The 23,708-nt window shown below is 62.8% G+C and carries 31 protein-coding genes and 3 tRNA genes; 16 read left to right on the top strand and 18 right to left on the bottom strand.

Going from position 1 to position 23,708, the window contains the following annotated elements; all coding sequences use genetic code 11:
* The first annotated feature begins 125 nt into the window (after positions 1-125).
* From KUW00_RS05290 to mnmH, 4 genes are all read left to right on the top strand, one after another.
* Positions 126-902, top strand: a complete 777-nt coding sequence (locus KUW00_RS05290; RefSeq protein WP_045994660.1) for a helix-turn-helix domain-containing protein — start codon at positions 126-128, stop codon at positions 900-902.
* 46 nt (positions 903-948) lie between these two features.
* Complete coding sequence (radA, locus tag KUW00_RS05285) at positions 949-2,325, top strand: DNA repair protein RadA (RefSeq protein WP_222568449.1); 1,377 nt, start codon at positions 949-951, stop codon at positions 2,323-2,325.
* 151 nt (positions 2,326-2,476) lie between these two features.
* A complete protein-coding gene (selD, locus tag KUW00_RS05280) occupies positions 2,477-3,514 on the top strand; it encodes a selenide, water dikinase SelD (RefSeq protein ID WP_222568448.1) in 1,038 nt (345 codons plus the stop codon).
* Positions 3,511-4,617, top strand: coding sequence for a tRNA 2-selenouridine(34) synthase MnmH (gene mnmH / locus KUW00_RS05275; RefSeq protein ID WP_222568447.1), 1,107 nt, complete (start codon positions 3,511-3,513; stop codon positions 4,615-4,617). The genes selD and mnmH overlap by 4 nt, the downstream gene beginning before the upstream one ends.
* On the opposite strand, the gene KUW00_RS05270 is transcribed toward mnmH, so the two are convergent.
* On the bottom strand, positions 4,614-5,303 hold the full coding sequence (locus KUW00_RS05270; RefSeq protein ID WP_108131591.1) for a type 1 glutamine amidotransferase: 690 nt from the start codon (positions 5,301-5,303) through the stop codon (positions 4,614-4,616). The two genes, mnmH and KUW00_RS05270, sit on opposite strands and share 4 nt — an antisense overlap.
* A gap of 71 nt (positions 5,304-5,374) precedes the next feature.
* On the opposite strand from KUW00_RS05270, the gene KUW00_RS05265 reads away from it, so the two are divergent.
* The gene (locus KUW00_RS05265) at positions 5,375-5,668 is read left to right on the top strand and encodes an MGMT family protein (protein WP_222568446.1); all 294 of its coding nucleotides are present in this window, start codon (positions 5,375-5,377) and stop codon (positions 5,666-5,668) included.
* Positions 5,669-5,792: 124 nt separating this feature from the next.
* On the top strand, positions 5,793-6,377 hold the full coding sequence (locus tag KUW00_RS05260) for a YjaG family protein (RefSeq protein ID WP_045994665.1): 585 nt from the start codon (positions 5,793-5,795) through the stop codon (positions 6,375-6,377).
* A gap of 107 nt (positions 6,378-6,484) precedes the next feature.
* Here KUW00_RS05260 and hisF read toward each other — a convergent pair whose 3' ends face one another.
* The 4 genes from hisF to hisB form a co-directional block, all read right to left on the bottom strand.
* Positions 6,485-7,258 (bottom strand): imidazole glycerol phosphate synthase subunit HisF, encoded by a 774-nt coding sequence (gene hisF, locus KUW00_RS05255; RefSeq protein WP_045994666.1) that lies wholly within the window; start codon positions 7,256-7,258, stop codon positions 6,485-6,487.
* Between the two features lie 9 nt (positions 7,259-7,267).
* Positions 7,268-8,008 carry a 1-(5-phosphoribosyl)-5-[(5-phosphoribosylamino)methylideneamino]imidazole-4-carboxamide isomerase gene (hisA, locus tag KUW00_RS05250; protein WP_222568445.1) on the bottom strand — a complete coding sequence of 247 codons (741 nt, stop codon included), beginning with the start codon at positions 8,006-8,008 and terminating at the stop codon, positions 7,268-7,270.
* Positions 8,009-8,142: 134 nt separating this feature from the next.
* Complete coding sequence (gene hisH, locus KUW00_RS05245; RefSeq protein ID WP_045994668.1) at positions 8,143-8,784, bottom strand: imidazole glycerol phosphate synthase subunit HisH; 642 nt, start codon at positions 8,782-8,784, stop codon at positions 8,143-8,145.
* A gap of 100 nt (positions 8,785-8,884) precedes the next feature.
* Positions 8,885-9,478 (bottom strand): imidazoleglycerol-phosphate dehydratase HisB, encoded by a 594-nt coding sequence (gene hisB, locus KUW00_RS05240; protein ID WP_045994669.1) that lies wholly within the window; start codon positions 9,476-9,478, stop codon positions 8,885-8,887.
* 173 nt (positions 9,479-9,651) lie between these two features.
* On the opposite strand from hisB, the gene KUW00_RS05235 reads away from it, so the two are divergent.
* From KUW00_RS05235 to KUW00_RS05200, 8 genes are all read left to right on the top strand, one after another.
* Positions 9,652-10,101 (top strand): acetyl-CoA sensor PanZ family protein, encoded by a 450-nt coding sequence (locus KUW00_RS05235; protein ID WP_045994670.1) that lies wholly within the window; start codon positions 9,652-9,654, stop codon positions 10,099-10,101.
* Positions 10,098-12,458: an AsmA family protein gene (locus KUW00_RS05230; protein WP_222568444.1), complete on the top strand. Its 2,361-nt coding sequence runs from the start codon at positions 10,098-10,100 to the stop codon at positions 12,456-12,458. The genes KUW00_RS05235 and KUW00_RS05230 overlap by 4 nt, the downstream gene beginning before the upstream one ends.
* Positions 12,459-12,612: 154 nt before the next feature.
* The gene (gene mutY, locus KUW00_RS05225) at positions 12,613-13,692 is read left to right on the top strand and encodes an A/G-specific adenine glycosylase (protein WP_315901106.1); all 1,080 of its coding nucleotides are present in this window, start codon (positions 12,613-12,615) and stop codon (positions 13,690-13,692) included.
* A 164-nt stretch (positions 13,693-13,856) separates the two neighbouring features.
* Positions 13,857-14,129 carry an oxidative damage protection protein gene (locus tag KUW00_RS05220; RefSeq protein WP_045994673.1) on the top strand — a complete coding sequence of 91 codons (273 nt, stop codon included), beginning with the start codon at positions 13,857-13,859 and terminating at the stop codon, positions 14,127-14,129.
* Between the two features lie 95 nt (positions 14,130-14,224).
* Positions 14,225-14,300, top strand: a tRNA-Phe gene (locus tag KUW00_RS05215).
* A gap of 7 nt (positions 14,301-14,307) precedes the next feature.
* Positions 14,308-14,382, top strand: a tRNA-Gln gene (locus tag KUW00_RS05210).
* A gap of 72 nt (positions 14,383-14,454) precedes the next feature.
* A tRNA-Thr gene (locus tag KUW00_RS05205) sits at positions 14,455-14,530 on the top strand.
* Positions 14,531-14,725: 195 nt separating this feature from the next.
* Positions 14,726-15,721, top strand: coding sequence for a hypothetical protein (locus KUW00_RS05200; protein ID WP_222568442.1), 996 nt, complete (start codon positions 14,726-14,728; stop codon positions 15,719-15,721).
* A 1-nt stretch (position 15,722) separates the two neighbouring features.
* Here KUW00_RS05200 and xerC read toward each other — a convergent pair whose 3' ends face one another.
* The 13 genes from xerC to KUW00_RS05135 are packed head-to-tail and all read right to left on the bottom strand — an operon-like array spanning position 15,723 to position 22,012.
* A complete protein-coding gene (gene xerC, locus KUW00_RS22320; RefSeq protein ID WP_261391994.1) occupies positions 15,723-16,889 on the bottom strand; it encodes a tyrosine recombinase XerC in 1,167 nt (388 codons plus the stop codon).
* A complete protein-coding gene (locus KUW00_RS05190) occupies positions 16,886-17,098 on the bottom strand; it encodes a DUF4224 domain-containing protein (RefSeq protein ID WP_222568441.1) in 213 nt (70 codons plus the stop codon). Before KUW00_RS05190 ends, xerC begins: the two co-directional genes overlap by 4 nt.
* A complete protein-coding gene (locus KUW00_RS05185; protein ID WP_222568440.1) occupies positions 17,095-17,268 on the bottom strand; it encodes a hypothetical protein in 174 nt (57 codons plus the stop codon). Before KUW00_RS05185 ends, KUW00_RS05190 begins: the two co-directional genes overlap by 4 nt.
* Positions 17,258-17,479, bottom strand: a complete 222-nt coding sequence (locus KUW00_RS05180; protein WP_222568439.1) for a TraR/DksA C4-type zinc finger protein — start codon at positions 17,477-17,479, stop codon at positions 17,258-17,260. The genes KUW00_RS05185 and KUW00_RS05180 overlap by 11 nt, the downstream gene beginning before the upstream one ends.
* Entirely contained in the window at positions 17,472-17,693 is a 222-nt protein-coding gene (locus KUW00_RS05175) for a hypothetical protein (RefSeq protein WP_222568438.1), read from the bottom strand. Before KUW00_RS05175 ends, KUW00_RS05180 begins: the two co-directional genes overlap by 8 nt.
* Complete coding sequence (locus KUW00_RS05170) at positions 17,686-17,898, bottom strand: hypothetical protein (protein WP_222568437.1); 213 nt, start codon at positions 17,896-17,898, stop codon at positions 17,686-17,688. Before KUW00_RS05170 ends, KUW00_RS05175 begins: the two co-directional genes overlap by 8 nt.
* Before the next feature lie 23 nt (positions 17,899-17,921).
* Entirely contained in the window at positions 17,922-20,243 is a 2,322-nt protein-coding gene (locus KUW00_RS05165; protein WP_222568436.1) for a replication endonuclease, read from the bottom strand.
* Complete coding sequence (locus tag KUW00_RS05160; protein WP_222568435.1) at positions 20,240-20,446, bottom strand: hypothetical protein; 207 nt, start codon at positions 20,444-20,446, stop codon at positions 20,240-20,242. The genes KUW00_RS05165 and KUW00_RS05160 overlap by 4 nt, the downstream gene beginning before the upstream one ends.
* Entirely contained in the window at positions 20,446-20,868 is a 423-nt protein-coding gene (locus KUW00_RS05155) for a hypothetical protein (protein ID WP_222561938.1), read from the bottom strand. Before KUW00_RS05155 ends, KUW00_RS05160 begins: the two co-directional genes overlap by 1 nt.
* A gap of 32 nt (positions 20,869-20,900) precedes the next feature.
* Positions 20,901-21,296, bottom strand: a complete 396-nt coding sequence (locus tag KUW00_RS05150; protein WP_222561937.1) for a hypothetical protein — start codon at positions 21,294-21,296, stop codon at positions 20,901-20,903.
* 41 nt (positions 21,297-21,337) lie between these two features.
* Positions 21,338-21,583, bottom strand: a complete 246-nt coding sequence (locus tag KUW00_RS05145) for an ogr/Delta-like zinc finger family protein (protein WP_222561936.1) — start codon at positions 21,581-21,583, stop codon at positions 21,338-21,340.
* Positions 21,580-21,768: a hypothetical protein gene (locus KUW00_RS05140; protein WP_222561935.1), complete on the bottom strand. Its 189-nt coding sequence runs from the start codon at positions 21,766-21,768 to the stop codon at positions 21,580-21,582. The genes KUW00_RS05145 and KUW00_RS05140 overlap by 4 nt, the downstream gene beginning before the upstream one ends.
* Positions 21,769-21,808: 40 nt before the next feature.
* The gene (locus KUW00_RS05135) at positions 21,809-22,012 is read right to left on the bottom strand and encodes a hypothetical protein (RefSeq protein ID WP_222561934.1); all 204 of its coding nucleotides are present in this window, start codon (positions 22,010-22,012) and stop codon (positions 21,809-21,811) included.
* Positions 22,013-22,347: 335 nt separating this feature from the next.
* On the opposite strand from KUW00_RS05135, the gene KUW00_RS05130 reads away from it, so the two are divergent.
* Together KUW00_RS05130 and KUW00_RS05125 are read left to right on the top strand one after the other, a co-directional pair.
* Entirely contained in the window at positions 22,348-23,088 is a 741-nt protein-coding gene (locus KUW00_RS05130; protein WP_222568434.1) for an XRE family transcriptional regulator, read from the top strand.
* Positions 23,089-23,136: 48 nt separating this feature from the next.
* Positions 23,137-23,708 (top strand): hypothetical protein (locus tag KUW00_RS05125; protein WP_222568433.1); only part of this gene is annotated, 572 nt, incomplete at its 3' end.

Here is a 23,708-nt window from a genome sequence, read left to right as displayed (position 1 = left end):
GATGGCACTATGGCGAGGTCGGGGCGCGGTACGCCAGCAGGATCCGGAAGGTAGCGTGTTGTTGAGCCGTGAGTCGCGTATTCTGCTACCTTGGCCGGGGCTTTCGGCGATGAGGGATGTGAGTCATGGCGCAGACGGTGGCGATTGTGGATGCGCTCAAGGCGGCACTGCGGGCCAATGGCGTCACCTATCAGCAGGTGGCGGCGGCGCTTGGCCTGTCCGAGGCCAGCGTCAAGCGGCTGTTCGCCGAGCGCCAGTTTTCGCTGCAGCGCCTGGATCAGGTGTGTGCCCTGGTCGGTCTTGAGATCACAGACCTTGTACGCCAGCTGGAGCCCCAGGTGCTGGTCGACGCGATCGCCCCAGAGCTTGAGCAGGAGCTGGTCTCTGACATGTCGCTGCTGCTGGTGGCCTTCTGTGCGCTTAATCGCTGGCGCTTTGAAGATATCTGTGCGACCTATTCGCTCGGCGAGCCTCAGGTGATAACGCACCTGGTGCGGCTCGATCGTATGGGATTGATCGAGCTGCTGCCGGGCAATCGCATCAAGCTGCTGATCAGCTATGACTTCCAGTGGCAGCCGCAAGGGCCTATCCAGCGCTTCTTCGAGTCCCGGGTCCAGGAGGATTTCCTGGCGTGTCGCTTCGATCGCCCGGGCGAGATAAGACTGTTCGTCAATGGCATGCTGTCGGTGCGCTCCAATGAGGTGATGCAGCAGAAGCTTCGGCGGCTGGCGCTGGACCTTCGCCACTGTCATCAGGAAGATCTGTCGCTGCCGCTCGAGCAGCGCTTTGGTGTCAGCCTGATGATCGCCATGCGTCCCTGGGAGATGGAGGTGTTTCGCCGCTACCGCCGTGTCGAGGACGACAAGTGCTACCCGGGACACGGCGGTAAGCCGCAGTGTTGACCATCGCTGACGAACGAACCCGATTGAACCGATAGAGAGAGGATTCATGGCCAAGGCCAAGAGCGCCTTCGTGTGCACCGAGTGCGGTGCCGAGTACCGCAAATGGCAGGGGCAGTGTTCCAGCTGCCAGGAGTGGAACACCTTGACCGAGGTGCGTCTGTCCTCGCCTGCCAGAAGCGGGTCGAGCGCCGGCGCGACGGCGCGCGGTGGCTACGCCGGCAGCCTGTCGCGTGAGGTAGTGGATCTGGCCAACGTGGATCTGTCGGAGGTGCCGCGGTTGTCGTCGACCTTTGCCGAGTTCGACCGCGTACTCGGTGGCGGTCTGGTGCCGGGCTCCGCGGTGCTGCTGGGCGGCCACCCCGGGGCCGGCAAGTCCACCTTGCTGCTGCAGACCGCCTGCAAGCTGGCTCAGGAGCGCAGCGTTCTCTATGTCACCGGCGAGGAGTCGCTGTCCCAGGTGGCGATGCGCGCCCACCGCCTGCAGTTGCCGACCCAGGGACTCAAGATGCTGGCGGAGACCAGCGTCAAGACCATCCTGGCGGTGGCCGAGCGCGAGCGCCCCGAGGTGCTGGTGATCGACTCGATCCAGACCATGCATCTGGAGGACATCTCGTCGGCGCCGGGTGGTGTGGCCCAGGTACGCGAATCCGCGGCGGCACTAACCCGTTTCGCCAAGCAGTCCAGCACGGTGCTGCTGCTGGTCGGCCACGTCACCAAGGACGGCAGCCTGGCCGGGCCCAAGGTGCTCGAGCACATGATCGACGCCTCCCTGTTGCTGGAAGGCGGCGCCGATTCCCGCTTCCGTACCCTGCGCGGCCAGAAGAACCGCTTCGGTGCGGTCAACGAGCTGGGCGTCTTCGCCATGCTGGAACACGGCATGAAGGAGGTGAAGAACCCCAGCGCGATCTTCCTTTCGCGTCAGCAGGAGCAGGCCCCCGGCAGCCTGGTGATGGTGGTGTGGGAAGGCACCCGGCCGATCCTGGTGGAGGTGCAGGCGCTGCTCGATGAGTCGGCGCTGGGCAACCCGCGCCGCGTCGCGGTAGGGCTGGATGCCAATCGCCTGTCGATGCTGCTGGCGGTGCTGCACCGTCACGGTGGCCTGTTTACCGGCGACCAGGACGTCTTTCTCAACGTCGTCGGCGGGGTCAAGGTGCTGGAGACCAGTGCCGACCTGGCGGTATTGCTGGCGGTGGTGTCGAGCCTGCAGGGCAGGGCACTGCCGCGCGAGCTGGTGGTATTCGGCGAGGTTGGCCTGTCCGGGGAGATTCGCCCCGTGCCGAGCGGCCAGGAGCGTATCGTCGAGGCCGCCAAGCACGGTTTTACCCGCGCCATCGTGCCCCGGGGTAACGCTCCCAAGAACTCCCCGGCGGGGATGGAGGTGGTGGCGGTGGACAAGCTCGCCGACGCCCTCGAAGTGCTGTAACCCCATCCATGAACTGATCACCAGGGCGCCAGACCATACCCTGATCACCGCCGGTTACCCGGGATGTGATCAGGACGATGGTGACTGCGCCGTGCCGATTCCGCCGGTCCTGCTGGTGTAGAATGGGCCCATCATTGCCAAGGAGACTTCCATGAGCGCCATCCGCTTGACCCAATACAGTCACGGTGCCGGCTGTGGCTGCAAGATCGCCCCCGATGTGCTCGACAGCATCCTGGCCAAGGCCGGTCCGGGAGCGAGCCACTCGAAGATGATCGTCGGCAACCAGGGACGAGAGGACGCCGCCGTCTTCGACTTGGGCGACGGGCGCGGCATGATCAGCACCACCGACTTCTTCATGCCGATCGTCGATGACCCCTTCGACTTCGGCCGCATCGCCGCCACCAACGCCATCAGCGACGTCTACGCCATGGGCGGTGACCCGGTGATGGCGTTGGGCATTCTGGGCTGGCCGCTGGACAAGCTGGGCGCGGACATCGCCGGTGACGTGGTGGCCGGGGCTCAGGCGGTATGTCGTGAGCTGGGTCTGGCGCTGGCGGGCGGCCACTCCATCGATGCCCCGGAGCCGATCTTCGGTCTCGCGGTCAACGGTCTGGTGGAACTCAAGCACCTGAAGCTCAACAAGGGCGCCAAGCCCGGCGATCTGCTGTTCCTGACCAAGCCGTTGGGGGTGGGCATGCTGACCACGGCGGAGAAGCAGGGGCTTCTGGAAAGCGGTCACCATGGCCTGGCGCGGGAAACCATGCTGATCAGCAACCGTATCGGTGCCGCCCTTGCGCGCATCGAAGGGGTGCGTGCGATGACCGACGTCACCGGCTTTGGCCTGGCTGGCCACCTGTCCGAGGTGTGCGCGGCCAGTGGCGTGGCGGCTCGCATCGACTTTCGCCGCCTGCCGCGCCTGGCCGAGGCCGAGGCTTACCGGCGCCAGGGCGCGGTACCCGGCGGCACCCGTCGTAACCGTGACGCCCTGGGGGCCAGCCTGCCGCAGATGGATGAGGCCCACTGGCAGTGGCTGTGTGATCCGCAGACCTCGGGCGGTCTGTTGATGTCGGTACACCCGTCCTGGGAGGACGATGTCGAGCGGGTCGGCCGGGAGTTTGGTATCGAGCTTGCACCCTTCGGCGAGGTCGTCGAGGCCAGCGGTGAGGCGCTGATCGAGGTGCGCGGATGAAGTTGCCGCTGGTCCCGGCGGATCCCGCCCTGCTGGTCGAGGGGCGCACCTTGATCGACGTGCGGGCGCCGGTGGAGTTCGCCCAGGGCAGCCTGCCCGGGGCGGTCAACCTGCCGCTGATGAACAACGAGGAACGCCATCAGGTCGGGATCGCCTACAAGGAGTCCGGCCAGCAGGCCGCCATCGCCCTGGGCGAGCGGCTGGTGTCCGGCGAGATCAAGGCCGCGCGCATCGAAGCCTGGAAGCGCCAGCTCGAGGCGGCCCCGGACGCCATCATCTACTGTTTTCGGGGTGGCCTGCGCTCGCAGATCGCCCAGCGCTGGCTGCTTGAGGCCGGCGTCGAACGACCGCGCATCGAGGGTGGCTGGAAGGCCATGCGCCAGACGTTGTGCGCACGCATCGATGACGCCGCCGCCCAGCCCATGCTGGTGGTGGGTGGCCTGACCGGCTGCGCCAAGACGTCCATCGTGCAGGCCCTGGACAACGGTCTGGATCTGGAGGGCTGCGCCCGTCACAAGGGCTCGGCCTTCGGCCGCCATCCACTGATCGCCCCCAGCCAGATCGACTTCGAGCACGCCATGGGCCTGCGGCTGCTGTCATTGCACGGGCCGCTGGTGCTGGAAGACGAGTCGCGCCACATCGGCGCGGCCAATATACCGCTCGAGTTCTGGCGGGGGATGGAGCCGGCGCCGAGGATCCGCGTCGAGATGCCGCTGGACTGGCGCCTCAACCAGATCCACAAGGACTACATCGACGACCTGTGGACGATCTATCGCAATCAGTTCGGCGAGCGCCTCGGCTGGTCACTGATGCGCAAGCAGTTGTCGACGGCGCTGGGGCGACTGAAGAAGCGCCTGGGCAGCGCGCGACTGGCCCGCCTGCAGCGGCTGCAGGCGCTGGCCTTCCGCGAGCACGAGGCCGGCAACCGCCAGGCCCACGAGGCCTGGCTGGCGCCTTTGCTTACCGAGTACTATGACCCCATGTACCGCTACCAGCTGGAGAAGCACACCGAGCGTCGCTTCCTGCATGTCGGTGACTGGGACAGCTGCCTCGAGTTTGCCAGGGCCTGGAGCCAGCAGCAGCGGGACGCGGTGGCGAATTAGACGTCCGGTGCCGTGCGCAGCCACTGGCTCAGCAGGCGATCCAGCAGCGGCGCCAGGGTATCCAGGCGCCGGGCCTCGGCAAGAATCGTTTCCGGCGACTGGGTCCTGGGGCTTGCGTCGGCGCCTTGCGGCAACGGCATCGTCTCGAGAAAGGCCGTCAGGCTCTCCTGGTGATGATGCAGGTGGCAGGCCAGGCCAACCACCCGGCCGGCGTCCCAGGCGAAGCCGAGCACCGGGCTTGTCGGCGTGCCGCCCAGCGGCAGGGCGTCATCGGGTAGTCCGAACACCTGGCGATGCCACAGCAGGGCGGGGAAGTCGTCGGGCAGGTCGAAGGGGCTGTCGTCGGCCAGGCTAACGGTCTGCCAGCCGGCTTCGGCCTGGGTGCCACGGCCCACCGGAGCGTCCAGCGCTTCGGCGATGCGCCGGGCGCCGGCGCCGAGCCCGAGCAGCGGCTTGTGGCCGTCGAGCATCTGGTCGATCAGCTTGCGTTCGGCCTTGAGCCAGGGCGCCTGGTCGCGGTCCTCGAGATCGTCGAGGATGATCAGGGCGTCGCAGTCCCCGGGGCGCGGCACCAGCTCACCGTCGTAGAGGTGGAAGACGGTGAAGCTGTGGCCCATGCTGGCAAGCCAGTCGCCGATGCGTGCGGGGCCCAGGTCAGGATGGTGCTTGAGCAGATGAAGGTGCATGGGGGCCTCGCTCAGATTGAGGGTGGGCGGCGCCATCCCTCGATGAAAATGCAACCAGAACGAAAGGTTACATGAATCCGGACGTCCGAGAACAGATTCTTACCATCATCAGCGAGATTCCTTCGGGGCGTGTGACCAGCTACGGACGCATCGCCGCCATGACCGGTGGAGCCAGCGCACGCATGGTCGCGCGGGCGCTGCGCGATCTGCCGTCGGGGCATGAGCTGCCCTGGTTCAGGGTGGTGACGGCCTCGCGCAAGCTCGCCGACCATGGCGGAGCCGACGAGCAGCGCAAGCGTCTGATCGATGAAGGTGTGGCCTTCGATGAGCGTGGACGGATCGCCCAGGAGCGCTTCTGGCCTTGAGTCGCCCAGTACGCTTTCGGCCATCGCCGTTTTCCCGACATTCGACACGCGACCCTCGACTCTCGCCCCTTGAACCTTGAATAAAGGGACCGGCAGCCCGTTTATTGCCAGCACAGGAGCCATCATGGCAAAGCCAGGATTTCACCAGCGCCTGCAGGCGCTGACTCTACGTCAGCAACAGGCCTTCATGGCCGCGTTGACCGAGCGCATGCTGCCCAACTATGCGCTCTACGCCGATACCAGCGGTCACGGGGATCTGGCGGGCATGAGGGCGATCCTCGACCTGGTGTGGGAGCAGTTGACGGTCAAGGACGCCAAGATCGACTTCGATCTCCAGGCCGAAAAGCTCGGCGAGCTGGAGCCTCCTCAACAGGACGACAGCTTCGGCGCCCGTCGTGCCCTCGATGCGGTGGTCGCGCTATCGGCGATCCTCGATACCCTGAGAGGCGATGCGCCGGACGCGGTGCTTGAGGTCAGCAAGGTCTCGAAGGCGGCGGTGCGCTCCTTTATCGAGCTGACCGAGGGGGAGGATGACGCCGAAAAGCTCGCGCAACTGGTCAAGCAGCACCCGTTGATGGAAGACGAGAACGACTTTCAGGATGCGGCGCTGGAGGCGGCCGAGGAAGAGCCGAGCAAGAAGCACGTCAAGGCGTTGAGAAAGCTCGGACGCAACGGTGGTGTCAGCAATCTGGGGCTGACCCTAGACTGAGGTCGGTTTCAGTCCGTACAAACGACCACCCCCGCCGGGCTACCCGGCGGGGGTGGTTGGTTGCTGGCTCTGCAAGCCCTGGCTGAAGAGCCAGCCAAAGGCGTCGGTCAGAGGCGCATGGTGATGCCCTTGTCGGCCATATAGCGCTTGGCCTCGGGGATGGTGTACTCGGCGAAGTGGAAGATGCTGGCCGCCAGCACCGCATCGGCGTGGCCTTCGGTCACGCCCTCGACCAGATGGTCGAGGTTGCCGACACCGCCGGAGGCGATGACCGGCACCGCCACCGCATCGCTGATGGCGCGGGTGACGCCGAGGTCGAAGCCGGCCTTGGTACCGTCGCGGTCCATGCTGGTCAACAGCAGTTCGCCGGCGCCGTACTCGACCATCTTCTTGGCCCATTCCACCGCGTCGAGCCCGGTGGGACGACGGCCGCCGTGGGTGAAGATCTCCCAGCGAGGGGCTTCGCCTTCCTCGCTGACGCGCTTGGCGTCGATCGCCACCACGATGCACTGGCTACCGAAGCGCTCGGCGGCTTCACGTACGAACTCAGGGTTGGTCACCGCTGCGGTATTGATCGAGACCTTGTCGGCGCCGGCGTTGAGCATGGTGCGGATATCGTCACAGGTGCGGATGCCGCCGCCTACCGTCAGCGGGATGAACACTTCGCCGGCGATGCGCTCGACCATCTCCACCGTGGTGTCGCGGTCCTCGTGGCTGGCGGTGATGTCGAGAAAGGTGATCTCGTCGGCACCCTGCTGGTTGTAGCGCTGAGCCACCTCCACCGGGTCGCCGGCGTCACGGATGCCGACGAAGTTGACACCCTTGACCACACGGCCGGCGTCGACGTCGAGACACGGGATGATGCGTTTGGAAAGAGCCATGGAGCCTCCTCAGCCTTGGGTCAGTTCGTCGCACAGGCGCTGCCCTTCGGCGACGTCCAGGCTGCCTTCGTAGATGGCGCGTCCGGTGATGGCGCCGAGAATGCCCGGCTCGCCAGCCGCCACCAGGGCGCGCAGGTCATCGAGGTTGGTCACGCCGCCGGAGGCGATGACCGGAATGCCACCGTCCCGGGCCAGGGCTGCCGTGGCCTCGACGTTGACGCCGTTCATCATGCCGTCGCGAGCGATATCGGTGTAGACGATGCTGGAGACGCCGTCGTCGGCAAAGCGCTTGGCCAGATCCACCGCCATCACCTCGGACACCTCGGCCCAGCCGTCGGTGGCCACGCGGCCATCATGGGCGTCGAGGCCGACGATGATATGGCCGGGGAAGGCGCGACACATTTCGGTCACGAAGTCAGGCTCCTTGACCGCCTTGGTGCCGATGATCACCTGTGATACGCCGGCCTTGAGGTAGTGCTCGATGGTCTCGGCGCTGCGAATGCCGCCACCGATCTGGATCGGCAGGTCGGGGTACCGGCGGGCAATGGCGGTCACCGCCTCGCCGTTGACCGGACGCCCCTCGAAGGCGCCGTTGAGGTCGACCAGATGCAGGCGCCGTGCGCCGGCCTCGACCCAGCGAGCGGCCATGGCGACGGGGTCGTCGCCATAGGTGGTGGCCTCGTCCATGCGGCCTTGCTTGAGACGAACGCACTGTCCGTCCTTGAGATCGATGGCGGGAATTACCAGCATGTTGTGTCCTCGGGGTGCCTTTTCAGGGGCGTGCCAGTGTGATCGATGCAGGCAGGGCGTGGGCCGTGCCGGTGCAGATGTCGGGCGGCGGCCAGGGCAAGCGAGCGCCTGCCCGTCCGGCGCTCAGGTCTGGGTCAGGGGTTCCACTGGACAAAGTTCTCGAGCAGCCTGAGGCCGGCACGAGCGCTCTTTTCCGGGTGGAACTGCACCGCAAAGGTGGCGTCACGACCCACCGCCACATGGGCGCTGACGCTGCCGTAGTCGGTGGTGCCGAAGACCTCGGCGTCATGCTCGGCGGCCACATAGTAGCTATGCACAAAGTAGAAGTGCGAGCCGGGCTCGATACCCTCCCACAGCGGGTGGGCGTTGGGCTGCGCCACCAGGTTCCAGCCCATGTGCGGGACCTTCAGGCGAGCACCGTCACTGTCCTGCATGTCCAGCGGAAACCGCTTTACCTGACCTGCGAGGTGGCCCAGGCAGTCGATGCCGCCGTTCTCGTCGCTGTGGTCCATCAGCATCTGCTGACCCACGCAGATGCCCAGCAGCGGCTTGGACTGGCTGGCCAGCAGCTCGCGAACCAGGCCGCTGAGCTCGGTACGCTCCAGTTCGCCCATGCAGTCGCGGATGGCGCCCTGTCCCGGCAGCACGACACGGGTCGCGCCCTGGATCGAACGAGCGTCGCGGGTCACCAGCACGTTCTCGTGGGTGACGTGTTCCAGTGCCTTGGCGACGGAATGGAGGTTGCCCATTCCGTAGTCGATGACGGCAATGGTCATGAAGCGCTCCTTGGTGGTTGGCCCGGAGGGGCGCCGCTGCCGGCGACCGCCTCGCTTGGTGTCTTGTCGTCTTGTTGCTGTTGGACCGCAGCCGGCGGCGTTAGAGGCTACCCTTGGTGGAGGGCAGCTTGCCGGCCATGCGGGGGTCCTCGGCGGCGGCCATGCGCAGGGCGCGGCCGAAGGCCTTGAAGATGGTTTCCGCCTGGTGGTGGGCATTGAAGCCCTTCAGGTTGTCGATATGCAGCGTGACCTGGGCGTGATTGACGAAGCCCTGGAAGAACTCCCAGAAAAGCTGGGTGTCGAAACGCCCGATGGTGGCGCGGGTGAACTCGACGTTCATGGACAGGCCGGCACGGCCGGAGAAGTCGATGACCACCCGGGACAGTGCCTCGTCCAGCGGCACATAGGCGTGGCCGTAGCGATAGATGCCGCGCTTGTCGCCGATGGCCTGGTTAAACGCCTGTCCCAGGGTGATGCCGAGGTCCTCGACGGTGTGGTGGTCGTCGATGTGCAAGTCGCCGTTGACGCTGATGTCCAGGTCGACCATGCCGTGGCGGGCCACCTGGTCGAGCATATGGTCGAGGAAGGGAACCCCGCTTTCACCCTTGAGGTTGCCCTCGCCGTCGAGGTTGAGGGTGACGCTGATCTGGGTTTCCTTGGTGTCACGGCTGACCGTGGCAATACGCTCGGACATGTCGTCTCCTGCGCTCACGCGCATGTCGGAATTGGGGGCCTTGTTTCTAAGGTGGGCCGGTCGCGGTGCGAGGCGCACAAGACAGCCATTATAGTGAATCGGCACCCCCATCCGCTACAATGCAGCCATTCCAGTGGCGGCCGTCGCCGCCCTCCGGCCAAGGGAGACAGCGTATGCCGGTGACCCTCTTTCGCGTCGACCAGGATGTCTGGGACGCCGATGAACAGGTGCGGATCGATCTGACCCGCATTTATGCCGATGCGCCGGAGGAGCGCATCAAGCTCCCGCCGGGAGCCTACGTGACCCGCCAGCTCGAACATGGCTTCTTCTGGGCGGCGCGCTTCAATGATCGCCTGCTCGGTGCTGTCGCCGTCAGTCCTGGTGACGGGCGCTGGCGCATGTTCGACCTCTGTGTTCGCAAGACCACTCGCCGGCGCGGCGTGGGCTCGCGCCTGCTGGCGCTGATCAGCGCTGCCGCCAACCGTGACGGCGTGGCGCTGAGCGTGGCCGGTTCGCAGCTGACCCTGGCCGACCAGATGCTGCTAAAGCGTCTGGGCTATCAGCTGACGCGAAGCGGCGATGATTTCCAACTTGATCTGCCCACCGGAGAAAGCGGCAAATGAAACGACTCGTAAGAACCCTGCTGGCGGTCGTCGGCGTCCTCGCCCTGGTCACGGTGGGCGCGGTGGTCTACGTCACCACCTTCTTCAACCCCGAGGACATGAAGCCGAGGCTGGTGTCCGTGGTGAAGGAGCACACCGGGCTCGAACTGTCGCTGGAAGGCCCATTGGAGTGGTCCTTCTATCCGCGCATTGGTGTCAGCGTGGCCGAGGCCGAAGCGCGCCTGCCGGATCAGGCGGATGACGCCCAGGCCTTTGCTGCCTTCTCCGAGGCCTCGGTCAGCCTGGCGTTCACACCGCTGTTGCGCGGCGAAATCGCCATCGATGGCCTGACCCTGGATGGGCTGTCGCTGAATCTCGAGCGCGACAGTGATGGCACCGGCAATTGGGAGGCGCTGCTCGAACGCCTCGAAAACAGGGCCGATGACGCCGAAAAGGCGCTGGCGCCGGCCAGCGCAGGCCCCAACCCGGATGATGAAGGCGGTCTGTCGGTGGCCCTGAACATCGCCAGCGTCGAGGTGACCAAGGGCCATCTGAGCCTGGTCGATCATCAGGCCGGCCGTGAGTGGCAGGCCGAGAAGCTCACCATCAACGGTAGCAACGTCAATCCGGATACCGCCTTTCCGCTCAGCTCCACCTTCCAGCTGAAGGTGTTCGACCAGCTCGATGGCGGCGGTGAGGGCGAAACAACGGAAGAGCGCACCCCTGGCCTGCAAAGCGATGTCACCCTGGAGAGCGACGTCAATCTGGGTCTCGCCGACAGCCGCCACGTGCTCAGCGACGTGACGCTGGAGACCAGTACTCTGCTGGCCGGTGCCTCGGAACCCCAGGAGGCGACCCTGACCAGCGACGAGGTGGTGCTGAACCTTGGCGAGCAGCGTCTGCACATGGCGCCGAGTCAACTGGACGCCAGCCTGCTGGCACCCCAGTTAGGCGAGAAGCGTGTGGCCATGACGCTTTCGTTCCAGCTGGAGTCGGACTTCGGCGCCGGTACCGCTCAGCTGCGCGATATCGCCTTGAGCGGCCCCGAAGGTCTGTCGATCAAGGGGAATCTCAACCTGAAAGAGCTGAATTCGGCGCCACGCTATGACGGCCAGGTGCGTCTGGCACCCTTGTCGCTGCGTGCCTGGCTTGCGCGCATGGACGCCATGCCCAGCATGTCCAGCGACGAGGCGCTGTCGGAAGTGGCGCTGACCAGTCCGGTGGAAGGCACCCTCGAGCAGCTCTCGCTCAATGGCCTGACGCTGGTGCTCGATGACAACACCTTCTCCGGTTCCCTCGGCGCACGCTTCGATGGCACCCGGGTCGATCTCGATCTGGAAGGCGACCGCCTCGACGCCGACAGCTATCTGCCGCCGCCCGAGCAGGACACCGCCGCCAACGGCATTCCCGGTATCGCGTCGGCGCTGGCCCAGGACCAGGACGGCGCACCGGCGATCCTGCCGAAAAGCTTTCTGGCCGGGCTGGACGAGAGCGTATCGCTGGCGCTGGGTCAGCTGATCCTGGGCGGCCAGCGCTACCAGGATGTGTCCTTGAGCATGCAGGGCGAGGGTGGCAGGCATCGTCTGACCGGCTTCGAAGCGGGCTTCCATGAAGGTCGGCTTAAGGCCACCGGGGTGATAGACGCCAGCGGCGATGACCTCGCCTGGCAGCTGGCGCCGGAGGTCGAGGGCGTGCGTCTGGAGTCATTGCTGACATCGCTTGGGCAGGAGCCCGCCCCGCTCAGCGGCTCGCTGCATGCCAGTGGTGAACTGACCACCCGCGGCAACGCTCGCCATGAGCTGACCCGTAACCTCAACGGCACCCTGGACACGCGGATCAACGAGGGCAGCATTCCCCGCGCCAATATTTCGCGTCAGCTGTGTACCGCCGTGGCGCGCCTCGAAGGCGAGCAGACCACCCGCGAGTGGAGCGAGAACACCCGCTTCGAGAACATCAGCGCGCGCTTCACCATCCGTGATGGCGTCGCCCAGAACGACGACCTGCTGATCACCCTGCCGGGTATCGAGGTCAGTGGTGGTGGCCAGCTCGATCTGGGCAGCCAGCGTTTCGATGCCGACGGGGCGGCGCGCTTTGTCGACACCGCCGATGCCGCCTGCAGCGTCAATCGGCGTCTCGAAAAGGTGCCCTTCCCGGTGCGCTGCGAAGGCAGCCTGGAGGGTGACAGCAGCCAGTGGTGCGGCTTTGACGCCGACGCCTTCAAGGCCAATCTGGGCGAGCTGGTCGCCGAAGAGGCCCGCTCCCGCGTCAACGAGGAAGTCGAGGAGCGGCTGGGCAAGGAGCTCGAACGTCTCGACGAACGCATCGGAGAAGAGGCGGGCAAGGAACTTCGTGACGCCGTCCGTGGTCTATTTAATTGAGCATCAAGCAAGCCAGTCACTGCGCCGACCTCCGTGTCGGCGCTTTTTTTCGTGTCTGACTTTTGAGTGATGATAACTAATTGGTTTTATGAAATATTTATCAGAAGTCTCTGGCCCTGACAGTCGGGCGAAAGGCGACAAGGATAGCGGTCGAGTGTCGCCGCTGCTCAGTACAGAGGTGTTTTCCCGGCGCCTGCTCGACTGGTTCGATGTGCACGGTCGCCACGATCTTCCCTGGCAGCATGATCGTACTGCCTACCGGGTGTGGGTCTCGGAAATCATGCTGCAGCAGACCCAGGTTGCTACCGTAATTCCCTATTTTGAGCGGTTCATGCAGCGCTTTCCTGATGTAAAGGCCCTCGCCGAGGCCAGCCAGGATGAGGTCCTTCATCTGTGGACCGGGTTGGGCTACTACGCCAGAGGCCGGAATCTGCACAAGGCGGCCCGGGTCGTGGTGGAACAGCATGCAGGCGAGTTTCCCACGGACAGCCTCGATGCCATGGCCGCGCTGCCCGGCATTGGCCGCTCGACCGCCGGGGCGATCATCGCCCAGAGCACCGGCAGGCGAGCCGTCATTCTGGATGGCAACGTCAAGCGCGTACTGACGCGCCTGCACACGCTGGAAGGCTGGCCCGGCCGGCCAGCGGTGGAACGCGAGCTCTGGCACCTCGCCGAGCACTACACGCCGGAACAGCGAGTGGTGGATTTCACCCAGGGCATGATGGACCTTGGGGCGACGCTGTGCCGCCGTGGCCAGCCGGACTGCGAGCGCTGCCCGTTCGCCGATGTCTGTGTGGCCCGCGCCCGAGGGGAACAAAAGCGCTTCCCGGAGTCCAAGCCGAAGAAAGCGATCCCCTTGCGCCATACCCGCATGCTGGTGCTGAGCGACGAGGCCGGGCGCATCCTGCTGGAGCAGCGGCCTTCCCAGGGGCTTTGGGGCGGGCTGTGGGGGCTTCCCCAGTTCGACAGCGACGCCGAGATCGATGCCTGGCTCGATACCCACGCGCCCGGAGCCGAGCGAGACGAGCCTTGGTCGAGCTTCGTCCATGTGTTCAGTCACTTTCGCCTGGAAATCACGCCGGTGCCGGCACGTGGCGGGCGAGTCGATGGCGTCGCCGAGGGGCGGCTGTGGTACGACCCCCAGGCGCCGGAGTCGGTGGGACTTGCCGCACCGGTAAAGAAGCTGCTCGCCTCACTTGCTCCCTTTGCCTTGAGCCAGCCACCGTCGCGTTGACGTCCGTGCTGCCCCCCGCGCTGACCTTGGCGCACAGGGAGCCCTGGACGAGCGCCACGGCTCTGCAGCAACAGAACGCTTAAGTCTGGGCGGGGCACACTGCTATCCTCGTGCCAGCAGGCCACACCATAGCCAGCAGGCCGTACCATAGAAAGGAGACCGCCATGAGTCAGACCGTGTTTTGCCGCAAGTACCAGAAGGAGCTCGACGCCTTGCCCTTCCCCCCGCTGCCGGGCAAGAAGGGGCAGGAAATCCAGGCGAGCGTGTCACGCCAGGCCTGGGAAGAATGGCAGGCGCTGCAGACCCGCCTGATCAACGAGAAGCATCTGAACATGATGGACCCGGCCAACCGCGAGTACCTGATGGAGCAGATGGAGCGCTTCTTCGACAATGAAGAGACCGACCGCGCCGAGGGCTATGTCCCGCGTGACGCCTAGCCTTGCGACGCCTTGAAAAGCGCTCGCCATCATTTTGAAAGAAAAGGGGTTGACGGAAAACGGAGGAATTGGTTTAATACGTCGCGTTGGCAAGGGGCCAGATAGCTCAGTTGGTAGAGCAGGGGATTGAAAATCCCCGTGTCGGCGGTTCGATTCCGTCTCTGGCCACCAACTCTGCTGGGGTATCGCCAAGTGGTAAGGCACCGGTTTTTGGTATCGGCATGCGCAGGTTCGAATCCTGCTACCCCAGCCACGCCAACCCCGTTTCGGGTGAGACGCCTAAGGCGTAACACCAGAGCAGCAAGCGACCTTCCGGTCGGCCCGAGCCGGCATAGCTCAGTTGGTAGAGCAACTGACTTGTAATCAGTAGGTCCCGGGTTCGACTCCTGGTGCCGGCACCATCTAAAAGATGGTTGAAAATCAAAAGCTTGTTGCAACATCAAAACCGCCCCTCGAGGCGGTTTTTTTGTGTTTGCGTAGATTTCCTGCGTAGATCACCCGTAGTTCGATATACTATCCTGCACAGATATTCTTGTGATCTGCATTTTGTGAATGTGTTCCGTAGGTTAGCTTTGAGATAATTATGGGAGGCGTGAGTGGGATCGCAGACGAATGATTATTTTAGTCGCGTTTTACTTGATACCGCCGGTTTGAAAGTTGTTTATCATTTTTCAAACATTATTTTGAATAAAGAAGGTTTGAGCAATTACAGAGAAAAAGTTGTTTTAGAGCATGATGCTAAAGAAAGACAGCGAGAGACAGTTGAAAAAAATACTGGGCTCCTATCTAAGGCGAAAAATTTCTTTATTAAAAACGGCAGATATTTATTTTCTTTAATTCCCGTTTTCTTCTATGGCATCTGCTTACTTGCTGATGGCATTACTACAGCTTTGGCGACCGTTACTGCAGTTAGCATCGCTGGGGGTGTGAGTTTAATAGTCCTTCATGAAAATAAAAAGATTGAAGAGTTGAAGCTCGAGGAAAAATGGATTTTTGACGTGAGGAAGAAGCTCTATGAGTTTTCGCATTCTGCAGACTCTTTCCTTGATCAGTGCGTTAGGAGGTCGAGGGAGTGTGTGGATCTTCCAGAAATGCTTAGCATGGATGATGAAAAAAACATGCACGAAGAGTTGATCAAGCATAGGGAACATATTAAGTATGTTCTTGATGAATGCGTTTTAGATAACCCTCTGGCTGATAGGATGGGGAACAGCCTAACCGAAGTAGGTTTGATGCTGAGATCATTTCCTCGCGGTGAAAACGAATATAAATTGACCGTTATGTTTAGCACGATACTTCAAAATAGTATTTTCTTGATCTGTCATACTAACACTAAGCGTATTGGTCATCCTTTTGCATATTTTAGCTTCCTTCGCGCTAGAGGGGTCCCCGAGCTAGTAAATGGTGTTAATGTCTTTCTTGATGCTGAGCTGAGAAGAAGTAAAAAAGGGAGTTCTTCGCTTAGGCGAAATATAAAAGCGTGCTATGCATTCTCTGTCTCTTGTGCTTTGAGTTTCGCAATCTATGTAGTGGTGAAAGCCCTACTGGATGATGGAGGCGCTATCTTTTATAGCCATTCCACGTGGCTTTAACTCATTTTTGTGGTCCGGGCCATTTTACAAGCGGCACACTCAAGTCGTAGATATCTAGCATAGCTGCAGATCTATGGCCGCTGGCCTCTTGCTTGTCGTGACGGGTGCCCTGGGTGTCGGTGATGCCACGTCGCTTCAGGTCGTGTAGACCGAATCGCTCTTCTGTTGTGATTACCTCTTCCTCGATGGCCATCTTGATGAGCCGCTGCCAGGCGGTGTCCAGGCTCGACTTCCGCAACTCTCCACCATCGGCGGCCACGATGAGTGGGCGTCGGGTTGGGGTAACGGGTACTGCGGTGTTGCGGGCTCGCCAGATTCTCGCCCTCAACTCGGTTGCGGCCTGCCATGCAGCTCGCAGCCTTGGATACCAGCGCACGATATTGTCTCGAGATCCCTTTCGACGATTGGTCATGACCCCTTCGGTGATGGCGTTGGCGTCGGTCAGGGTGACGATCTCGATGCCGCGCAGCCGGCAGATGTAAGCCAGCTCCATGACGATCCACAGATAGGGCGCGCAGGCGCCTTTCTCCCCACGGCTGCGCTGGCCGCGCTCCCGCGCAAAATCCGTCAGTCGGGCGATGGTATCGAGTTCAGGCAGGCGGCGCAGGCGGCGCTCCTTGGCCGCTTCCACCCCCTGGGCGGGGTTGCTGTCGCAGTATCCGCGGTTGATGCCCCAACGGAACAGACGGCGTAGGTAGCGCAACAGATGATTGGCCTTGGCCGGCGTGCCCTCGGCGGCGATCTTGTCGACGATTCGCTGGACCAGGGCCGGCTTGAAATGGCGAGTGGCCACGTCGCCCAGTGGCTTGCCCAGTTTGGTCGGCAAGGTCAGCGCTAAGTCTCGGCAGTAGTCGTAGTCCTTGCGTGTCTTGGGCTCGAGGTTCTTGTACTGGGCCGACTGATGAAACTGGTCCGCCAGATAGCGCAGCGTGTCCCGGTCGATGCCCTGTCGCTGCTCCATGATGCGATGGAGCTCTGACAGGGTCGCTTGGGAGTCCGCAACGTTGTTCCGTCGTAGTTTTCCCGCTTCATCACGGTATTGGATGTACCATCTGCCTCTTCCACGAGCATCGAAGTAGATTCCGACAGGAAGTCTGGCTTGATCGATGTGGGACGGAATCGCCGCATTGTAGCGGCGCTTCGGGCCCGGCTTGATGCTCTTGTTCATATGATCTGCCTAGGGTCGATGTCGTCATCGTTGGCCTGCTGCACGAATCCTCCGGCCTGGTTGATCAGGTCGATGGTGGTCCATGGGCCAGAGCGCCCATTGAACACCCTTACCCCTTGCTCACGCAGGCAGCGTGCCACATCGCCGGGACGCTGGTAGCCGGTGATCTGTTTCAGGTCCTCACAGGACAGCACGGTACTGGTGTTCATGATTCGTCCTTGTCTCCTTGCTCTGAGTTTCGCTCTGGGTCGAAGAGATCAAGGGTTTCGCGGCTGAGTTTCCATGCCTCCCAAGCAAGTGCCAGAGTCATGACGACGGCTATCAAGGCGATAATGATCAGAATAGCGTCGGGGTTCATGCCTTCAGTGTTAGCGGACATGACGGCTTTTCCTCTCGTTGATCTGCTGGCACCCGATGCAGTTGGTGGCCCAGGGAGCGGCCTTCCGTCGGGCTTCGGGGATCTCGTCCCCGCACTCGCTGCATTCGAGCGGTGTGGCCCAGTCGATGCCGATCCAGGAGGGGCGGTTGGCCAGGGCGCTCTCAAGGTGGCGCTCCTGGATCTCGGTGGCGATGTCGGCGTTGTCAGCCATTGACGAGCTCCTTCTCGGGGATGGCGGGGGTGAAGCCGAGGCGATAGCCCCGGCGCCAAAGGTTGAACCAAAGCAGCCAGGCCACTGCTGCGCTTACTGGCCGACCGGCTCTACGTGAGGCGAAGAGCTGCATGGCCCTGCGCTGGCTGGTGGCGGTGCTGTAGGGATCAGCGCGACCGAGTGGATCGAGCACCATGTAGAGGCGATCATTCATGGATGCGCTCCTGGATGGCCTGGCCATCGCGGTAGGAGCACCGATGCTTCTTGAGGGCGCGGCGCAGCTCTTCTTCGCTGTCGAAGCTGACGACCATGGCGAAGCGGTGACGGACCCGACCGCTGCCTTCGGTGAGTACCGCTAGCTCGCCGGCGTCCTGCAGGATCCCGCGAGGGGCCTTGTGATCCACTTGATGGGTGCGCATGTTGTTCTCCTCGTGACAGCGGCTCATTGCAGTTCCGGCGGGAAATACTCTTCCCACTCAGGCTCAGGAGCCGGGATGTATTGCCCGCGCTCGGCGAGGACGCGCCGTGCTGTCGGGTCGTGCTGGGCGAGCCGCAGGGCCGCAGCTCTGGCATATCTCGCTTCGATGTCGGCGGACTCCATCTCCGCGCGCTGGACTTCACTGGCTCGCCACTCCTTAAAGCGCTCGAGTTGCTCGGCCAGGACCTCCGGAGGGGGAATGCGGGGGGTGGCATCCACCCCCGTACAGTTATTGACACAAGTCCAAGCGTCGTCGGCTTCGCCGCCTCCGAACCGCCCCGCCTCACGCTGGTTGCGTGAACGAATTTCCCAGTGATACAGGCGAGTGAGGTATTCGGAGGCATCGCCCCGGCCATCCTTGACCACCAGGCCAACGGTGGCCTTGACCGTCTCGCCATAGCGGCCGCGCATCTCGATGCCGGTGTTGACCTCGCCGGTGGCGTGGCTGAATTCTTCCCGACCGGTATCCATGCGGGTGACGATCCAGGGCTTGATGGGCTGGTCAATTCGGGGGCAGTTGGGACCGCCCATCAGTCGCAGGAAAAGGTCCCACTGGCCGGCGTTGGCTGCCTTGCGGATCTCGTGCAGACGCCTGGCGGCTTTCGGTATCGGACGGGTAGCCTCTTCCCACAGTCGGAGCTGCTCGGCTTGGCGTTCGTTGAGGCGGCGGACTTCTCGCCAGACGGTGACGGAAGGCAGGCCAACGAACTGGAACTGTCGAATGCCCCAGACGGCGGCCCAGGCCTCGATACGTGGTGCGCTGGAGGTCATCTCCTGGCCGTAGCTGTCCGCGTCCATGAACTGCTGGCCGTTGATGTTCTTGCTGATGTACTTGGCGACGTAGCCGGCGGCGGTGCCTCGGTTGTGGTCGATCTTGACCGCCTTGAATCGGGCGCTGGTCTTCTGGCCACGACGGTCGATGAGTTCCTCGGGGGACTCGGCTTCGGCGTACTCCCTGAGCACCTCGGTAACCCGACGCTCTGCCTCTGGTTTCATCCACAGCAGCAGATGCCAGTGAGGCGTACCGTCGTGATGGGGCTCGACCACGCGGATGCCGTAGACTGCCAGCTTTTCCCTGGCGAGTTTCGCCCGAGCCTTGGCCCATACCTGCTGCAGATGCTGCTGGGCTTCACGCGGAGTGCTGCCGTCGTAGCGACGATTGCGGCGGCAGTGGTGGGAATGCACCGGATGGAAGCGCGACGGTGTGGTCAGGGTGTAGAACATACCTAGGTGACCCAGGCGGCGAGATTCGACCTCGGTATCGCGGATGCGCAGCATCAACTCCGCGCGCCGATGGTCGGCGTTGGCCAGGCCCAGCTCCGCCAACTCGGCCAGGGTGTAGGTCTGACCGTCCTGGTTGATGGCCTCCAGGGTTTCCAGCAGCGCTCGGTTGCGGGTCTTCTGTTGGTGGCGGCGTTCCAGCGTCAGGTTGCTGCAGTAGATGCCGGCCCGCTTGTGAACCCGGTGGGCCTCGCGCTGGACCTGCTCGAGGCGGCGCCCGCAGATCCGCCGGAGCTGGCGACGCCACCACAGCCCATCGCACAGCCTGGCCATTTGGCGCTCTCCACTCCAGCTCAGAGGAGGTGGCGCGATGCCGTGCAGGCGGGCACGCTTGCGTGCACTGACGAGTGCCATCTCTGTGGCCACGCCCAGGCTCATAGGCGGCTGGTAGGTAAAGCGGAACACGGCCATCAAGGGCACGCAGCGGTCCGGAGCGGTCAGCGGGTTGCGGGAGTCGGCGACATGGCCCCGCCACTGGCGCATCCGCTTGGACAGGGAGCCTCGCAGCTCACAAGACGGCACGGGCACCGGCAGCAGTCCGTTATGCCGACGGCGGTTGTAGATGGAGATGTTGCCGATGAACTGGTCGCGGTCCTTTTCGATGGCTCGAGCTTGAGTCTCGGCGTAGGTCACCAGGACGTCATCGTCGTGGGTGGCGTTGAGTGAGCCCACGACCAGACGCCGCTCAGCCTCGATCAGCCAGGCGTTGGCCGAACGGATGCCCTCTATGGTGGTTTTCTCACGCTGTTTGATCGCGGCGGCGCCGCGCTCAAGGTCCGAGGCGATGGGACGAAAGCGCTCCAGAATACGAGAGGGCTCTACCAGGTCGCCGGCCTGGCGACGTAGCCAGCGGTTGCCCGCGGCGTTGCCGTGACGTTTGGCAACGTGCAGGAACCCACGCGCCAGATCCTCGGCCAGGCTGGGCAAACGGCCAAAGAACTCAGCGTCCCGCCAGCGATGGCAATCCGCCGTGCCGTACTCCAGGGTTTGATCGACAGCGCTCATTGCGTGTCGGCTCCGTTGGTTTTGGCGGCAATCTCGCCCTCGATTTCGTTGATGAGCGCCCAGACTCGACGGCGAGCTTCACGGCACCAGCGCTCACTTTCGGTGTCCCCCATATCTTCAAAATCACGCATGCCCCGGTACAGATGCGCTGTGACGGACTGCAACGACTCGATGGTCTGCTCCTTGTGGTCAATCGCCGTCATCACATCACCCCTCGCTCAATCATCGACACCCAGTGCATGGCGGCTTTGATATCGCCATCCGTTAATGCCTCTCTGGCGTGGCTGGCCAGCTCCTGGCTGGGGTGAGGGCGCTCACCTTGCAGACGGTCGCGCAGCTGGTTGGCGTAGCGACTCATGCGGTGAATGGCTGCGCGGATGGCGTCACGGCTGGCCTTTGGCATGTCCGCCACGTGCCGGCGGCTATCCCGCTCTCGGTGCGGGAAGTTGGCGCTGGCCATCAGTGCCTTGCGCTCTGGGTGCGTGAGCTCATCCCACAGCACGACCAGGTCGTGGTCGGCGCAGCGCTGGTGCAGCTCGGCGCGCAGCGCGCCCCAGTTGCCACGGTCGGGAGCGACTGGGGAGGGCTGGCGGGACGTCGGTAACGGATGAACGGAGGCGGACATGGCGGCAACCTCTGGTGGCTCAGGGGAAGGTGTCAGTGCTCGAGGACGACCGGCTGCCGCGAGCTGTGCTCGATGACGGCTGCGCCACCTTCCTGGCGTGCCCGGTCGAGCAGACGCAACAGATCGCTGACGGTGAAGGCAGTAGAGCGGCCATCGCCGGAACGAAGCACGACCAGGTGCGAGGTGGTGGCGTCCACATCGATACGCGCTTTCTGGTTGACGCTTTCGATCTCGGCATAGGCCTGCAGAGCGGCGGTCTCGGCAGCGTGCTCGGGCATACCGTGATCGTTGACCAGGTGGTCGATGCAGTTGCCGAGTGCGGTGACGCGGTTGTGCCAGCGGTCCCTGAACAGTTGAGCGGTGGCGATATTGGTGGCATCCAGCTGGGGAATGCTGAATTTCGGGCGCAGTTGGCTAACGGTGGCCACGGCGAGCCTCCTTGAATCGGTGATTTTCGTGGGGTTTGTGGTCAGCTGATCTCTGGCATCAACTGGGCTAGTAGCCCTGGCGAGATCGGTATTCTTACGCCGGGGGCCGGCTGACTGCTGGGAGACAGGGTGTAGGTGATTTCCAGTCCCGCCTTGCCTCGCCAGCCACACTCGTCATTGGTACAGACGAGGTACAGCTCGCGGCAGACCGGACTGATCTGACTCGACGTCCGGATGCGCGCATAGCTCTGACAATGCGGGCAGACCACACGCATGAATCCGCTCACCGTCGCCCTCCTTTCACGTCGTAGAGCGCTCGTCCGCGCCCTGTCAGGCTCTGGGTGCCCTTGCGCAGACGACGGCGCAGCAGCCACTCGGCGGCTTGGTCGAGGGTTTCCAGTCCCTCTCGCTCGCGAACCGCGGCGATGGCTTCTTCGAGTTCCTCGTCGAGGCTCAGGCGAAGTTTCGTCATGGGGCGGGGGCTCCTTGAGGACCTTTTGTGCACCTATCGCTTACTGCGTGCGATGGGCGACATTGGGCGTGAGGATGTCGCTGACGCCGAGTGTTTCCAGCGCTTCCTTGAGGACCAGCTGCCGGAGCAGAGTGGCTTTGGAAATGCCGGTGTAGTCGACAAGGGCGTCAATCACCTTGGCTTCGTACTCATCGAGGTTGATGGCGGCGTAGCGGGAGCGAATCCGACGTGTGTCCTGGTGCATGGCAGCGATTCCTTGGCGGCTTAGGCGTTAACGGGGTGTCCACCGCCAGAAGCGGCAATGCCCCGCAGGTAGAACAGACGAAGGGTGGCGGACTTAGTGCGAGACTCCTGGCGTGCAAGTGTTTCCAGCTGCTCACGCTCGTCTTCAGTGAGTAGTGCCGTAACGGGATGTGAGCACCCTGAGGGTGATCGATTCACGGTAGCTGCGGTGTTCAAGGAGGTGTTCATGCGCTAATGTTCCTATCAACAGTTCTGAACAGTTACGAACGTGCAGGTTGTAACGAATGTTCATGCTCGTTTGTTCCTATATGCTCAAAACATATTGCACGATTGTGCATGTGTCAAAACTTTTTTGGGGTCCTCGTGACGTTTCATGAACGATTGAGAGCAGAGCGACTGAGGCTAAAGCTGTCCCAAGAGCGCTTTGCTCAGCTGGCCGGCGTGTCCAATCGCTCACAGGCCAACTACGAAAATGGTGATCGAAAGCCCCAGGTCGACTACCTGGAGGCTCTTGAAGCGGCGGGGGTCGATACCTTTTTCGTCGTCACTGGCCGGCGCCAGGCCGAGATAAACGATGAAGCAGGCAGTGGCGCGGTGCAGGATCCCCAAGGTCCGGATACCTGTCGTTTAGTCTCAGGTATCAGCACTGCTGATACTTCTGGCCTCTGTGCCCTGCCGATGTATGACATCGAGGCTGCGGCGGGCGATGGCCGGGCGTTGGAAGCTGAAGAGATCGAGACCACTCTCTACTTCCCCAGTGAGCAGCTGGCCGCCCAAGGGCTGGATCCCGATCACGTGGTCGGTGTGAAGGTGCGCGGTGACAGCATGGAAACCACGCTAACCGATGGTGACTGGGTCCTGGTCGACCGAAAGGATCGACCTGATCGTCCAGAAGGGGTGTTTCTACTGCTCGTGGAAGGTGAGCGCCGCATCAAGCGGGTGCAGCGTGTCGCAGGCGGCGCCTGGGTGCTGAACAGTGATAACAGTCACTACCAGGCGGAGATGATACCGCCCGAGAAATTGGCCAATGTCGAGGTGCTAGGGCGTTGCGTGGTCAGGATCGGGCGGATTTCGTAAGAGACTTGCTTTAAAGCAAGCAGGCAGGCAGGCAGGGAGTGGGACGGTATGGAAGTCTTTGTTGTTCTTTCCGTTGTTGTTTTGGTCTTGATATTCCTGGTCAGACGAACGAAGAAGAAGGCTGCTTCCATTGACCCACCCAAGTCTCGCTTGGAGAGAACGCAGCTTGAGAATTATGACTCTGTCAAACAAGCGATGCGCTCTCCAGAATGGAAGAAGCGCGCCAAGAAGGCTAGGGCCAAGGCTCGCCAGAGTGCAGCCGAGAAAACCCCAGTCTCTTCCATATCGGTGAGTGCCGCTGATCGCCCGGCTACTCAAAGACGCAGCAGTTCACGACCAGTTTTGCAGTTCTGCTATCAGGATGCCTCTGGACAGGTTTCCACCCGAGAGGTGTCTAACTTTCGCGTGGATGGGGATTACATCAAAGGCTACTGCCATACGCGTGACGCCACGAGAACCTTTCGAAAAGATAATATTGTTGAATGGATTAGTGGTCGAGAGGGCGGTCTCAACCTACAAGCGCAACACTATTGGAGTGCCGGAGATCCGGGCACTGACTTCTGGAGAACCTCCGCGTATACCTCCAGAGGCGTCTTGGCGTTCAACGTCTCTCTAGGCCT

This window comes from Halomonas sp. DP5N14-9 (assembly GCF_019802175.1).
GTDB lineage: Bacteria > Pseudomonadota > Gammaproteobacteria > Pseudomonadales > Halomonadaceae > Halomonas > Halomonas litopenaei.
The sequence above is the reverse complement of the archived record's forward strand: the minus strand, read 5'-3'. Positions and strand labels throughout refer to the sequence as shown.

Excerpts from the sequence above, each read along its gene's own strand:
- KUW00_RS05290 (WP_045994660.1), top strand. The coding sequence starts at position 126 with ATGGCGCAGACGGTGGCGATTGTGGATGCGCTCAAGGCGGCACTGCGG.
- radA (WP_222568449.1), top strand. The coding sequence starts at position 949 with ATGGCCAAGGCCAAGAGCGCCTTCGTGTGCACCGAGTGCGGTGCCGAG.
- selD (WP_222568448.1), top strand. The coding sequence starts at position 2,477 with ATGAGCGCCATCCGCTTGACCCAATACAGTCACGGTGCCGGCTGTGGC.
- mnmH (WP_222568447.1), top strand. The coding sequence starts at position 3,511 with ATGAAGTTGCCGCTGGTCCCGGCGGATCCCGCCCTGCTGGTCGAGGGG.
- KUW00_RS05270 (WP_108131591.1), bottom strand. The coding sequence starts at position 5,303 with ATGCACCTTCATCTGCTCAAGCACCATCCTGACCTGGGCCCCGCACGC.
- KUW00_RS05265 (WP_222568446.1), top strand. The coding sequence starts at position 5,375 with ATGAATCCGGACGTCCGAGAACAGATTCTTACCATCATCAGCGAGATT.
- KUW00_RS05260 (WP_045994665.1), top strand. The coding sequence starts at position 5,793 with ATGGCAAAGCCAGGATTTCACCAGCGCCTGCAGGCGCTGACTCTACGT.
- hisF (WP_045994666.1), bottom strand. The coding sequence starts at position 7,258 with ATGGCTCTTTCCAAACGCATCATCCCGTGTCTCGACGTCGACGCCGGC.
- hisA (WP_222568445.1), bottom strand. The coding sequence starts at position 8,008 with ATGCTGGTAATTCCCGCCATCGATCTCAAGGACGGACAGTGCGTTCGT.
- hisH (WP_045994668.1), bottom strand. The coding sequence starts at position 8,784 with ATGACCATTGCCGTCATCGACTACGGAATGGGCAACCTCCATTCCGTC.
- hisB (WP_045994669.1), bottom strand. The coding sequence starts at position 9,478 with ATGTCCGAGCGTATTGCCACGGTCAGCCGTGACACCAAGGAAACCCAG.
- KUW00_RS05235 (WP_045994670.1), top strand. The coding sequence starts at position 9,652 with ATGCCGGTGACCCTCTTTCGCGTCGACCAGGATGTCTGGGACGCCGAT.
- KUW00_RS05230 (WP_222568444.1), top strand. The coding sequence starts at position 10,098 with ATGAAACGACTCGTAAGAACCCTGCTGGCGGTCGTCGGCGTCCTCGCC.
- KUW00_RS05220 (WP_045994673.1), top strand. The coding sequence starts at position 13,857 with ATGAGTCAGACCGTGTTTTGCCGCAAGTACCAGAAGGAGCTCGACGCC.
- xerC (WP_261391994.1), bottom strand. The coding sequence starts at position 16,889 with ATGAACAAGAGCATCAAGCCGGGCCCGAAGCGCCGCTACAATGCGGCG.
- KUW00_RS05190 (WP_222568441.1), bottom strand. The coding sequence starts at position 17,098 with ATGAACACCAGTACCGTGCTGTCCTGTGAGGACCTGAAACAGATCACC.
- KUW00_RS05185 (WP_222568440.1), bottom strand. The coding sequence starts at position 17,268 with ATGTCCGCTAACACTGAAGGCATGAACCCCGACGCTATTCTGATCATT.
- KUW00_RS05180 (WP_222568439.1), bottom strand. The coding sequence starts at position 17,479 with ATGGCTGACAACGCCGACATCGCCACCGAGATCCAGGAGCGCCACCTT.
- KUW00_RS05175 (WP_222568438.1), bottom strand. The coding sequence starts at position 17,693 with ATGAATGATCGCCTCTACATGGTGCTCGATCCACTCGGTCGCGCTGAT.
- KUW00_RS05170 (WP_222568437.1), bottom strand. The coding sequence starts at position 17,898 with ATGCGCACCCATCAAGTGGATCACAAGGCCCCTCGCGGGATCCTGCAG.
- KUW00_RS05165 (WP_222568436.1), bottom strand. The coding sequence starts at position 20,243 with ATGAGCGCTGTCGATCAAACCCTGGAGTACGGCACGGCGGATTGCCAT.
- KUW00_RS05160 (WP_222568435.1), bottom strand. The coding sequence starts at position 20,446 with ATGACGGCGATTGACCACAAGGAGCAGACCATCGAGTCGTTGCAGTCC.
- KUW00_RS05155 (WP_222561938.1), bottom strand. The coding sequence starts at position 20,868 with ATGTCCGCCTCCGTTCATCCGTTACCGACGTCCCGCCAGCCCTCCCCA.
- KUW00_RS05140 (WP_222561935.1), bottom strand. The coding sequence starts at position 21,768 with ATGACGAAACTTCGCCTGAGCCTCGACGAGGAACTCGAAGAAGCCATC.
- KUW00_RS05135 (WP_222561934.1), bottom strand. The coding sequence starts at position 22,012 with ATGCACCAGGACACACGTCGGATTCGCTCCCGCTACGCCGCCATCAAC.
- KUW00_RS05130 (WP_222568434.1), top strand. The coding sequence starts at position 22,348 with ATGTGTCAAAACTTTTTTGGGGTCCTCGTGACGTTTCATGAACGATTG.